Annotated in this window: 8 protein-coding genes; all 8 read right to left on the reverse strand. The window is 32.7% G+C overall.

Features of this window, described 5'->3' with window-relative positions:
• Positions 1-16: 16 nt before the first annotated feature.
• Positions 17-973 carry a glycosyltransferase family 2 protein gene (locus DWX29_RS05855; RefSeq protein WP_022089679.1) on the reverse strand — a complete coding sequence of 319 codons (957 nt, stop codon included), beginning with the start codon at positions 971-973 and terminating at the stop codon, positions 17-19.
• A gap of 84 nt (positions 974-1057) precedes the next feature.
• Positions 1058-2095 (reverse strand): leucine-rich repeat domain-containing protein, encoded by a 1038-nt coding sequence (locus DWX29_RS05860; protein ID WP_118565385.1) that lies wholly within the window; start codon positions 2093-2095, stop codon positions 1058-1060.
• A 29-nt stretch (positions 2096-2124) separates the two neighbouring features.
• Positions 2125-2964 carry a polysaccharide deacetylase family protein gene (locus tag DWX29_RS05865; RefSeq protein WP_347497652.1) on the reverse strand — a complete coding sequence of 280 codons (840 nt, stop codon included), beginning with the start codon at positions 2962-2964 and terminating at the stop codon, positions 2125-2127.
• A 292-nt stretch (positions 2965-3256) separates the two neighbouring features.
• Complete coding sequence (locus DWX29_RS05870) at positions 3257-5395, reverse strand: family 2 glycosyl transferase (protein WP_118565386.1); 2139 nt, start codon at positions 5393-5395, stop codon at positions 3257-3259.
• A gap of 63 nt (positions 5396-5458) precedes the next feature.
• Positions 5459-7633, reverse strand: coding sequence for a family 2 glycosyl transferase (locus DWX29_RS05875; protein WP_118565387.1), 2175 nt, complete (start codon positions 7631-7633; stop codon positions 5459-5461).
• A gap of 15 nt (positions 7634-7648) precedes the next feature.
• Complete coding sequence (locus tag DWX29_RS05880; protein WP_022089673.1) at positions 7649-9052, reverse strand: glycosyltransferase family 2 protein; 1404 nt, start codon at positions 9050-9052, stop codon at positions 7649-7651.
• On the reverse strand, positions 9049-10134 hold the full coding sequence (locus tag DWX29_RS05885; RefSeq protein WP_022089672.1) for a HEAT repeat domain-containing protein: 1086 nt from the start codon (positions 10132-10134) through the stop codon (positions 9049-9051). Before DWX29_RS05885 ends, DWX29_RS05880 begins: the two co-directional genes overlap by 4 nt.
• Before the next feature lie 1104 nt (positions 10135-11238).
• Positions 11239-14256: a hypothetical protein gene (locus tag DWX29_RS05890; protein WP_118565388.1), complete on the reverse strand. Its 3018-nt coding sequence runs from the start codon at positions 14254-14256 to the stop codon at positions 11239-11241.
• Between the last annotated feature and the right edge of the window lie 46 nt (positions 14257-14302).

Below are 14302 nucleotides of genomic sequence, written 5' to 3' on the forward strand. Positions count from 1 at the left end.
AAAGGTTGTTATTTCATCATTTATCTTCTTCTGTTGTCTCACTAATTATATATCTTGGTCTTGCCTTAACTTCCATATATATCTTTCCTATATATTCGCCAAGAATTCCCACACTTATAAGCTGTACACCGCCTAAAAAACAAATTATGCTTGTCATACTTGCCCATCCTGCAACGCCATTACCTATGAAATGTACAATCAACGTCCATATTACTCCAATAAAACTTATTATTGAAACGAACATTCCAAGCGACGTTATTAATCTGATTGGCTTAATTGAAAGACTTGTTATTCCATCAATCGCTAATGCCAACATCTTTGATAACGGATAATGACTGTCTCCTGCAATTCTTTCATTTCTTTCATAAAATACACTTGTACTTTTAAACCCTACTAATGGGAACATTCCTCTTAAGAAAATATTTACCTCTTTAAAATTCTTAAATTCTTTAAGAACTCTATTCGATACAAGTCTGTAATCAGCATGATTGTATACAGTTTCTACGCCCATCCATTTAAGGAACTTATAAAATCCCTGTGCAGTTGCTCTCTTAAATACTGTATCTGTATCTCTCTTACTTCTGACACCATATACAATCTCACAACCATTCTGATATTCTTCTATCATTTCATTCATTGCATTTATATCATCCTGTCCATCGCAGTCAATTGATATAATCATATCGCACTTATCAATAGAATACATCATTCCAGCCAATACTGCATTCTGATGACCCCTGTTTCTGCTCTGGCAAATTCCCTGATAATGCTCATCTTCCTTTGATAATTGCTTTATTATGTCCCAAGTCTTATCTTTACTTCCATCATTTACAAATAACACTCTGCTTTTATCATCAATATATCCAATCTTAATAAGTTCATATATTTTATCTAAAAAAAGTTTACTTGTAATTGGTAAAACCTCTTCCTCGTTATAACACGGTATTACTATGTTTAATATTGGTTTATTCATTATATCTTCTCCTAAATATGCATTGTCCCTTCATTAGGTTATCGGCTATTAAAATATACCACATTATTCCATCATGAACAACAATTAGTCTGTTGATAATTTCCACACCTCATATATATCCGGCAAAGCAATTTTATTACTTCTAAAAGTATTCTTATCATATTTTATATCTTTAGATTTTATTACTACCGTGCTGATTGGATTTCCCGCAAATGCCCCACTTCCTATTTCTTTAATACTTTTAGGTAACACTACCACACTTAACTTCATTTGTGCAAAAGCAGTTTCTCCTATTTGTTCTACTCCTTCTTCTATTTCCAAATTACTAATTCCACTTCCACAAAAAGCTCCATATTTTATTTTCTTTACGTATGATGGAATAATTATACTCTGTGATAATCTGCTGCATCCCCAAAAAGTATATTCGGGAATGTAACCTAAATTGTAAATTGAATCAATATTGTTTACTTTTTCTAAATTTGAATCTTCAATAAAAGCACTTCCTTCCATATCTTTTAATCGGTTCGGTAAAGTTACTTTTTTTAACCTATATAGTTTTCCAAATGCACTTTCCCCTATTATTTCTACTCCATTACCTATATTTACTGATGTTATATATTGATTAACCTTTGTTTTCTCATCTAATATTCTAAAACAGTTCTTTTCTATTTTTTTCACTACTTTTCCATCAATAAATTCAGGAATATTTACTTTAGAATTATCACATTTGTACTTAACAAGGCTTACATATTCATCTCCATTTTCGTTACAGATAACATATTTATACTGTCTTTTCATAGGTATTTTATTTTTTACCGTAACCTTTATTGTATTATATTTTTTATACTTTCCCTGCCTTTTAACGTAAACTGTTACATATGTACTTCCTTTTTTCTTTCCCTTTATAATCACGTTTTCACTACTTTTTGTTGCACTAACGATTTTTTTATTTTCTGTAACAATCTTATAACTTTTCTTTTTATCTAATATAGAGCCTTCAAATCTCATATTTCCTTTTTCAATTGTATATTCTTTATCATATTTAGTACCTGTTCCTGCATTTATAGGAATACACGGAACCATCATACATAAAAACAACATTATAAAAAATCTTTTTTTCATCTTCTTTTCCTCCTCTGTTATCTTTTAATTTACTTTATATCCTGTAACTTCCCAAATTTGTATCCCATGTCTTCCCATTTTTCTAGTAATTCATCTAATATTTCTCCATTCGTTGATGATGTGTTATGGAGAAGAACAATTGCTCCGGGATGTACTCTTGTCAATAGTTTACTAAATGCTTCTTCCTTAGTAGGTTGTGCATCCGTATTCCAATCTACATATGCAAGACTCCAGAAAAATGTTTTATATCCTAATTTCTGTGCCATTTTCAAATTATCAAAACTCAATTTTCCCTGAGGAGCCCTATAAAATTTAGTCATCTCTTTTCCTGTTATTTCTTTAAATTTATCAGACACCATTGAAAGTTCTTTTCCAAATTGTTCTTCTGACATTCCTATAACATTCGGATGATTAAATGTATGATTTCCTACGTTATGGCCCTCTTTTACCATTTGTTTTATCAAATCTTCGTTTTCATTTATGAAATGCCCTACTACAAAAAAAGTTGCCGGTACTTTGTGTTTTTTCAATGCCTTTAATATCGCCGGAGTATTTCCATTTTCGTATCCACAATCGAATGTTAAATACAATATTTTTTCATCACTCTGCGCCATATAATAAGCATCATATTCTTTTAGAGTATCTGCTGATTCCGTTCCTGTTGGTTTTGTTCCTTCAGCACCAAATCCTAATCCCCAGTTTCCTGAATTTGCCACGCTTACGCTTTCTTTTGATACAATTCTGTCTTTTACCACCCCTATTCCTACACCAACAAAAAATGCTTCTGTAAATATAATTGCTACCGCTACACACTTAATAAATTTTTTCATAGTCAAATACCATTTTGCCATTATGATTATTTCGTACATTATATGCATTTAACCTTCTCACAATTGGCAAAAATCCTATGCACAATCTTTTATAAATTATACATAGGATTTTGTATTTTTATCACTATTTTTATTTGTAAATAACTTTTACATTTTTATCAAAAGCTGTATTGCTTTATTTTTACTTATAGCCGGTATTAAGAATCCCAACGGCATTGTCATAATTACATTCTTAATCAAATGGCTAAACCACATACTAAATATAATGGGAATTCATATATCGCCATAAAGCCACCCTCTCCTGTTATTTAAAACTTAATTCATACTAACCTTATCCAATCTCCTTCAAATACTTCTTAAGTATTTCATATGACTTTTTCAGTCTTGTGTGATAACTACTTTGTTGTTTTTCTTCAAATGGAATTGATTTTAATTCTATATTATCACCTGTTTTTCCAATACCTATATTTATTTCTTGTACATCTGTAAAATTAATGCTTCCTTCATTATAGAAATCGCCGATTACAGTTCCTTGTGTACTGTTCATTACATTTAATAAATACCACGGTATTCTAAATTCCATTGTATTATCTGCTATATAATAGTCTGCTGTGTTATCAAATTTATCACTGTCAGGGTCCGTAATTCCTGCTTTCAATAGTCCACTCTCATAAAATTGAGGTTCGATGGTTTTATTGTCATCAGGCAAATACATTTCATTACTAGTAAACATTTGAATGCGAACATACTCTCCTGAATTTTTTACTGAATAATCATTGTCAAAATCAAACACTCCTTTACTGTAACCGTAAATATAATGAAACGTACTGTAATATGCATCTGTAAGAAGTCTTGTTTCTCCATTTTTGTCTATTTCCAATATATAGTCTGTATTTTTGTCAAATGAAATATTTCTTGTATTATCTTTCTGACTTCCTACCCCCAATGTTGAAATAGGAACGTATATTTTTTTATCTGCTTTGCTCTTTAGCTGCACAGCCAGATATAAATAACCTTCATCATATTTTGAATATATTTTGTACTCGTCAGAGTCTATAATTTTTTCACTATCTGACCATTCATCTAACTTTCCATCTATTTTACATATCTGATTTTCTCCCGGTTCTACTGCCACAATTCCATAGCCCTGCTCTGCCGACATAACATTTGGTGTGCGGCATTCAGGATTTTCAGGTGCATATTTCACTGTGTTCCATGTTTGCTTAAACCATTCTTCCTGCCATGAAAAAATCATACTTCCGGCATAACCTGATTTATAAATTGAAGTCAATAGATTAGTCAGATATTCTCCCTGCTGCTTTTCTGTAAGTCCGCCCTGATTGTATCCTACTACACTTTCATGAGCAATTCCTCTTGAAGTTGGAAGCCCCACTTCAGCGACCATAACCGGTACTGTATATTCTTTTTTCAAATCAATCAAATAAGCTTCATACGGATTACTTTGTCCATTTGAATCTTTATACTCAACATATTCTTTTTGATGATTCATAAATTCCGGATAATACGGATATATGTCAAGCGCTGCAAACAAACCTGCTTTATATGATTCATTTGACTTAATATTTTCAGTGTTAACTGATACGCTGTCTTCTTCCTCAAACGGCTCATTGCTATGTTTTAGTGTATCTGTTGTCTGCCAGTTAAGAAAAGCTACAGGTATCTGAGTTTTATAACTTTGTGTTTCATAACTTATAAGTTTGTCTCCCATTTCACATAGAAAACTTTCAAATGGTGTAGCATCATTTGTATTTTCCAAATACTCTCCCGAATACGCTTTCCTATCCATGTGGGCATTTGTATTCTGAACAAATTCTGCCGGCCATTCAAGTCCTAAAATATATCCTGCAACATATTTTGATATATCATTATGATATACTGCATTTTTAATATTTCCATACGAAGTATAATCACTATTTCCATGTATTATATCTATTGTTTCGGTTATGTTTCTCTCAAAAGCATCTGCTACTATGTTATCAGCATCCAGTGCATCTGCCACATCGTACAGATAATCTTCATTAAACCATATTCCCTGAATAAGATATAACGGGCATTCTGCTTTTTTGTTGTAATCGTAAAATGCCTGATAAAAATCCGGATTCATTATTGTAAATACTTTCACTGTATTTGCATTCATTTCACTTATCTGTTCAAACCATCCCATATAAGTTTCATAACTTACATCCGGATTGTTTAAATTAGTAGTAGCCAGAGTTAGTCCCATATTTACACCCTTAAGAATCACTCTGTTCCATTTCTTATTATCATTGTGATAAAAATAGTCTCCCTGCGCTACAAACTCTATGTTGTTGCCATCCATATCTACACTTTCAATTGTAGTTTCTTTATCAGGGACTATATTTTTCTCACTTTTACTATCATTTTTTGAGCAGGAAACCGTAACTGTCATCATTGCAAATATCAACATTATTGATACTATTTTTTTCATTCAAATACCATATAATCAATATAACTTTAATTATATTTCCTTTCTTGCTTATATACTTAACACCTAGTCATTATATTTTTTCAAATTTTTCTGAAGCACATAGTATGCCGGTTTTAATCGTTCGTGGAAAGTTGGTGTTGTCCATGACTGATAATCATAAGTTCCTGTCAATTCTATGTTGCCTGATTTTCCAAGTCCTACTGTTATGCCATTCAAATCTGTTGGTGTAATACTTTGTGCCGTATAAAAATCATCCATTATTTTCTTTGATGAAGGGTCCATGACATTTAATAACTGCCACGGAATTTTTATCTCTAATTTTCCATCTTTATAAATAAAATCTGCTAACGACTGGTAATCATCTGATGTAGGATTTGCATTGCCATAGGTAAGCTTTCCTGTTTCAAATGATTTAAATCCTACTTTTTCTTTCGTTGTTGGAATTTCTAATTCATATCCATAACACATATTCATTGGAATAAATTTTCCTGTATTTTTCTGTTGCAAATCATCAGTAACATCAATCATTCCATATTGCACTCCATACTGATATGTGAATGCATCATAATACTGATCACAAACAATTCTGCTGTTATCTTTCCCATTAATTGAAATCACGAAATCAGCCTGCTTATCAAATGTAATACCTGCATCAGCATAACTGTCATTTCCCTGATTATTTTTTATATCTATCGGTATATATAATGTATCTGAATTGAAATTGTAATCCGATGTATCCACCATAAAATATACATACTTTTCATCACTCTTCATATACAATTTCCCTAAGTCATTTTCAACTATAGGAGTATCACTCCCCCATTCTGATACATCACCATCAACATAACTTATGCAGTTATCTGTTCCCGGGTCAAATGTCATTAATCCAAAGCACTGTTCTGTTGTCTGTGGATTTGACCAGAAAGGTCTTTCATCTGCAATGTCAAAATTAACATTATTCCATGTTCTTTTAAACCATTCATCCTGCCATGTAAACACCAGACCTCCGGCATAATTACATTTGTAAATAGAGTCAAATAAATCTATTAAAATATCACCCTGTTTTGTTTCATCTATTTGTCCCTGATTATATCCCATAACACTTTCATGCCCCATGCCTCTTGAAGTAGGCACACCAAATTCAGCAACTAAAATAGGCATCGAATGTACAGATTTTAAATCTTTTAAATAAGCTTCATAAGTATTTACTTTTCCACTGTCATCGCGGTATGCCAAATAATCTCTCTGATAATTCAAAGAATCCGGATAATATGGATAAATATGATATGAAAGATACATTTTAGATAAAAATGTGTTCTTATATTTTACATTTTCAAAATTTACTGTTACTGAATCTTCATCCGGATGTGGCTCATCTTCATGAGTAAGAGGGTCAGTTGTAACCCAGTTTGAAAAAGCTACAGGTGCCTGCCATTTATACTCTTTTGTTTCTCTTTCAATTACTTTATCTCCAACCTCACAAAGAAATGCTTCAAATGTTGAGGCTCCCTGTGTGTACAAATAATCTCCGTCATAGTTTATGTTATCCGGATTTGAAACATTTGTATTTTCGACTAATTTAGGGTCCCATTCTATACCAATAAGCCATCCTGCAAGCCATCTTGAAACATCAGCAGTATATGTACCTGCAGCATATCCTGAACGTTCAGGCAACGTGATATTTCCATGAATTATATCCACCATATTTAACGCATCTTTTGTAAATTCTGTTTTTATTTTTTCATTTTCCGCATAAACATCACCATAGGTTTCAATATCTTCTTCGTCCATCCATACACCCTGAATCAGATATAACGGATCATCATTATCAATATTGTAATCATATAATGCTCTGTAAAAATCAGGACTAAGTGCTGTATAAACACGTATTACATTTGCATTCATCTCTTTTATATATTTAAACCATCTTAAATACGTGTCATATGATATTGTCAAATCTCCCGGAAAAAGTCCCGGTTCAGTAGCACCTATATTTACTCCTGTAATAAATATCTTTTTCCATTCATTATCTTCGTAATGATAAAAATAATCTCCCTGTGTTCTAAAGCTATAGTTTATATTATTTTCACTTGCACATTCAAAATCTAATTTATTCTGTACATTATCACTTTTTTCTAATGAAAATCTGTTAATTCCTATCACCTGCAGCCAGCCCATTTGAACCATAAAAGCCAGTACAAGTAATGTTGAAATAACGGAAATTATTACTTTTTTCATATGCCATCCTTTCCATTAATCCCCTACTGTTTTACGCTTTATTGACCCCCATCTGTTTTTAAGTTTTTTATATTTAATCATTCCTTCTACTCTGAAAATTGTAATAGCCTGACGGTATCCGAAATTTTCCAAAATACCATAAAGTGCAAGCTGTACGCATTGTTTTGCTGACATTACGCCTCTTTTTGTGTACTGTTCCAATATAAGTCCGCCAAAAGAAATCATAATTCCAAGCATTGATGCCATGAGAAAATACATTACAAAGAAGAATATGTTAAGTTCTCCCATGATAAGTGAAAATGGAATAATAAAATATCCAAAAACTTCTACCACAGCACCTAACAATTCAAAAAGCCAATTATATGGCACTGCCATCATTCCTATCCATTTATATTTAGGATTAAAAATTAATTTCTTGTAATGAAGTAATGTATCCATAAGACCAACCTGCCAACGTCTTCTCTGCGTTCTTACGTCATTTAAGCTCATCGGTCCCTGTGTCCAGCAAATTGCCTGTTCCACAAATTTGACTTTATATTTAATCTTGTTTCTTAGCATATATTCGTGAATTCTGACTACAATCTCCATATCTTCACCAATTGTATCTGTCTTATATCCACCCACATCTATTACAACCTGTTTTTTGAACACACCAAATGCCCCTGAAACAATAAGCATTGAATTTGTCACTCCCCAGCTTGTTCTTCCTGCTAAAAATGATCTGAAATATTCTACAGTCTGAAATCTTTCTATTGCTTTTTCAGGCAAATTGTAAGATTCAAATATTCCATCTTTGATTACACCACCATTTGCAATTCTTACAAGTCCTCCGGCTACTACTGTTGTAGTATCCTTAATAAATTCATTTCCAAGCCTTAACAAAGAATCTCTCTCTAATCTTGAATCTGCATCAAGACAGGCAAATAGCGGATATGATGACGCATTTATACCTGCATTTAAGGCATCTGATTTTCCACCATTTTCCTTATCAACGTAAATCAGATTTGGATATTCCACATTGTAATAAACATTTCTGACCTTTGCTGTTTCAAGCGGTCTCATATGCGCACTTTCTATTGGGTAAAGTTTAAAAGCTTCAATCATTTTATCATGGGTTTTATCCTTTGAGCCGTCATTTACGACTATTAGTTCAAATTCAGGATAATTAAGTTTCATCAGAGATTTTACATTTTGTACAATGTTATCTTCTTCATTATATGCCGGAATAATTAGAGATATCGGAAGCAGATTCTCGGAATCTTTATATTCCATAAAGTCTGATGATTTACCTATCTTTACATCTTCCCTGATTTTTATAAATGAAATAATTATCTGTAAAATATAAATACAGGAAAGAAGAATTGTATACCCCATACAGAAATAGTTAAAAAACAAAATAAAATTTCTTATTATGTTCAATTCTTTTCCTCCATGTTAAGTACCTTATACAGTGAATATTTCACTGCTTCACTTGCGTATCTGTCGTATCCCTTTATTACACTTTCAATGTGTTCAAGAGAATAATCCATTTTAATTAAAGACTCAGCAGCTGTCTGTCGAACCCACCATTGTTCATCCTGAGTTGCCTGTTTAACTGCTTCTATAGCCTCATCAGTATTAAGATTGCCTAATGCCTTTACGGCAAATTCCCTAACTACCCAGTTTTGATCTTTTGACAATCTTATTAAAGTTAAAATATGTTCTTTTTCAGCGCAAAAGCACATTGCTTTCGTCGCCGCAATTTTTATATTTATATCAGTGTCATTTGTACACTCAAGTACATATGGCACCAATTCTTTAATCTTATATTTTCCTATACTTTTTATAACTGTTGCTTTTAAATACGAATCTCCCTTTTCAATCAAATCCTTTGATATTTCATACAAATCACCTGTATATCTGTCAATAACTTCATTAATTACTCTGTATGAATATTTATAATCATCCTGAAAACCTAATATAAATTCTTCAACTCCCTCTTTATCTCCTAATGCTGCAAGTGAATTACCTGCTGCATATCTTAACTGTCTGTTTCGACTCTTAAGCAATTCTCTTATTCCCTCTATGTCATTTGCTGCCCCTAAAGCTGCTAATCTTTGGCATGCATAACATTTTTTTACTACATCATTTTCTTTAATCATATTTTCGTAGTAAGTTATAGGGTTTACTTTTTCTATTATTTTCCCGATTATTTTTTTGTCTTTTTCGCTCATTTCTTCATACTTTTCAAGACTTTCCATAAAAACGTCTGTAAGTATCTCCATATAGCTATCATCTTTATCTACAAGATTTACTAATTCATTTATTTCGCATTCCCAAGCGGATTGAGTTGGTGCACATATTATCGCCTCGAGAATTCTTCTGCATCTTGCTTCTTTTTTATTTAATTTTGCTTTGCTTTCTTCTTGATTGTCTGCAAGTAAATACAACCATAGAAGTTCTGCGCATATTAGTAATATGCTTAAGAAAAATATCATTACTAAGAATAGTTCAAAGCGCATATTCACACCTCCTTTTTTCTTAATGCCCTACACTACGCTTTCACTTGTGGAGTCCTGTTTAGTTTATCTCTAGGACGCTTTCGCTGCTTGTGGGGCCCTGTTTAGTTTATCTCTATGACGCTTTCGCTGCTTGTCCCTCGTAACGGTTCTGAAACTCCAGTGCATAGTTTTTGCAAAACTATGCGTTGTCGTTTTGAACCGACGGGGACAAATGCCCTATCGATAAACTAAACAGGTTTCACAAGCTGTAAAGTGTCTGAGTGATAAACTAAACAGATTCCTCTAGCGGTGAAGTGTCTAACTATAAGCTAAACAGGTTTCACAAGCTGTGAAGTGTCTGAATGATAAACTAAACAGATTCCTCTAGCGGTGAAGTGTATAACAATAAACCGGACAGATGTCCCTAGCGATTAATCGCCTGAGTTGTAAGCTTTACAGGTTTCTCTAATTTTCTACGCAGTTCTATGAATGCGTATCCTACCTGCTTTTAACCATAGCCTGGTTTTATTAAACTACATCATCCATGCTTATACTCATAACACAATCCTATAAAGCTCTATTTTGCTTGACGCTATCTATCCAACAAAATTCTATAAACCTTATTCCACTTGACGCTATCTACCCAACAAAATTCTATAAAACCTTATTCCGCTTGACGCTATCTACCCAACAAAATTCTATAAAACCTTATTTTGCTTGACGCTATCTATCCAACAAAATTCTATAAACCTTATTCCGCTTGACGCTATCTACCCAACAAAATTCTATAAAACCTTATTCCGCTTGACGCTGGTATAGACATAATTAAAATAAAGGGCATTTGGCGCCGTCGGTACAAAACGACAGCGCATAGTTTGGCTTAATAGTCAAACTATGTGATGGAGTTTCAGTACCGCTACGAGCGACAAGCAGCGAAAGCGGTCTTTATTTTAATTATGTCGTATATAGCGACAAGCAGCGAAAGCAATCTTTATTTTAATTATGTCGTATATAGCGACAAGCAGCGAAAGCGACCTTTATTTTAATTATGTCGTATATAGCGACAAGCAACGAAAGCGACCTTTATTTTAATTATGTCATATACAACGGCAAGTAGCGAAAAGGTTAATTATAGCTTTTGAGATAAGCTTGGATTGTTCCAAACGAACCTTTTCGCTCAACCGTATAATCCACCTCTTTCCAAGTTTCATACTTATAAGTCTTATATCCAACTGCATCCTTTGAAAGTGGGAAAATATATTCTGTATCTCCACTTTCTCTATTACCAACAAATAATGACGGAATAAATCCATTTGTGATTGTTGTCTTATATTGAATTCCATCAAACGGTGTTTTCTGTTCAATTACAACTCTTTGTGACGGATCAGTTACATTTAATGCTGTCCATGGAATTCTAATTCTAACATTTGTACTTCCTATAAAAAATTGTGATGTACTTGTTGAGAAGTTGCCATATGTCAAGTCCATTACCTTTGTCCAATTGCCATCATAACTTTCTGTAGAAGATACTGTCTCCTGACCTCTTGCATATGATGAGCATACATATAATGCTGCATCTTTCGCACTGGTAATTTTTATTATATATTCCATTCCTGATAAACTATTTGCAAAATATCCTTTATTATAAAAATATTCTCCGTTGTTTCTTTCGTAAGTATCTAATCCTACAATAAGTTCATTTGTTGTATAATCTATTTCTTTTTCTAACGCAACCGTCACATATAAATATTCAGGATTTACGCTTAACTGCATTTTTCTCATTACTTCGAAGTCTTTTAACTCAAGACCGACATCTTCTTTTTCTTCTGCTTTCACTGCAAGAATTCCTGTTGTCTGTGCAGGATCTCCCAAATCATGCCAAAGTGGGTTATTTGTCAATGGTACAATTGATGCCTTTGCTTCATCTGAAACTGCTGACCATGAATCATTTAAATCAGAAATTATTCCTCCCATGCATCCATTAGTAAGAATTGCATCCAACATTCTGACAATTATTTCTCCCTGCTGTGTTTCATCCAATCCTGAATAAATGCCATTTGTCGCATATATATTTGCATTTGTAGAAATTCCAAATCCGTCTATCATAAGTCCATATGGTGAAACTTTTTCTTTCACGTATTCAACGTAGCTTCCATAATTAAAATTACCCTGAGAATCAGTAAATCCGACAAATTTATTAAGGTTATTATTTAAAATATTATCTGTCACATTTAACTTGGTTGAAACATAATAATACTGCTGTACATCCTGATTTAACTGTAAACTGCTTAATTTGACAACTCCATTGTAATTGTCTTCATTCCAAAACGCACTTTCAAGATTTTCAACATTTACATGCATTCCGACCGGAACTAATCCGCCATAGTTTTCACTACATTTTTTATAAATATAGTCCAGACGTTTTGCATATAAACTTCCTATTCCTTCCATTGATGAAACATAATTTCCATCGTATGTTTCACCCTGATTGCTTAATGTCTGCAATTCTTCACCTGATGGCGATATATCTAAAACATATGACAAAAGATACTCTGACACATCATGTCGGTATTTTAAAATATCTTCCTGCCCTTCATCAGTTGAATCATTCTTGGTTTCACCATTTCCGTGAATTGAACTCATAATTGTGTCGATTGTTTTTTGCCATTCTTCCTGTGTATCTGCTACCATACCTTTTATAGTCTGTATAAGATATAATTTATCATCGCTGTTCTGGTTAATTTCAAATAAAGCCCTATAAAATTCAGGTGGTGCAAGTTCATATACTCTAACGGTATTTACTCCCATTTCCACTGCCTGCTCTAACAGTTCTTTGTAATATCCGTAATTTCTTGTTGCATTAGCACTTCCCGGTTCATCAAGATTTACATTTACCGCTTTTAAATTAAGGTTTTCATAATCATCATTTTTCTTAATCTGAAATTTGTTTTCATTTACACGGACTGCAAGTTGTTTTTCATTTTCAGACTGTTTTTCATTTTTCTCATCTAATCCCTTATAAGTATCTTTCAAAATTTTCTTCATTAATGGATTGTAAAATTTCCAATAAAATTGGTTAATGTCTCCTTCTTTATCAAATGATAAAGCTTTGAAAAATTTGTCTGCTGCTAGAAATCTATATATTCTGCTATCACTTGTACAGTCATTAAAATCTCCTGCAAAATAGTAAGTGTCACCGCTGTTATTACTTCTTTTTCTTATTATTGCCGCAAATTTATTTGTAGATGAAATTTTCTTTATCTTTTCCATTCCTGTTGCATTTACATTAATTTTAAAATTTGCAATAGTATCCGTTCCATTTTCTGCTTCAACTAACTCAAACCAATTGTAAAAATTGCTTTTTTTAGAGCCTGAAAATTCTTTTTTAAATTCATCACTTATACTTATGCTTACTAAATTTTTGCTTTTAAAATCTGTCTTTTCTTCTAAAACAATTATTCCGCCTTCTGATGATGCAAGTATAAGCCCCGGACCTGAGAACTGCCATTTCACACCATACTGATTTTCATATGTAGACGGTGCCCATTTAGGCACATCTGAAAAATCATTTAAATCAACAACATATCTTCCGCTCCATGATGTTGTTGTAAATCCAAACATTGATTTGATTTCATTGCATACGGTTTCGTCTGTTGTTGAGCCTAAAAGTTCGGTTTCAGCTACAACCGTTCCGCCTGTACTATAAGTAAGGGAAACTATGTTCATATCCTTCGATGAAAGCCCTGAATATTTATTGTCATATAATTCAGAACCATAAACATCAGCCAAATATAGAAAATCCGGCACTTTATCAAAGTCAGCTAGCTGATTTTCTCCTGTGTATTCCCCATTTTCATTTATCTGTGGTCCAAAATAATCCTTTTTATAGTTATATTTTTTTCCATTTGATTTAACATATTTTTGTTGATTTAAAAGCCAGAAAAATCCACTATGTTTTCTATAATACCTGTCAGTCTGATTTACTCCCTGTCCATCTGTCGCAGGAACAGTAGCATCCAAAACAGCTATGTTCATTTTCTTAGCCGGCTTTACAATCCATCCTATAAAAGAAATAGCCAAAACCAACAAAATTATTAATGGTATTATAAGTAATAACTTTTTCTTACCTTTTGTCTTTTTCATTTTATCCCTTTCAATTCAAAATCATACTGCTTATACCTGTAGATTT

It is taken from the genome of Eubacterium sp. AF19-12LB (genome assembly GCF_003479125.1).
Classification (GTDB): domain Bacteria; phylum Bacillota; class Clostridia; order Lachnospirales; family Lachnospiraceae; genus Eubacterium_U; species Eubacterium_U album.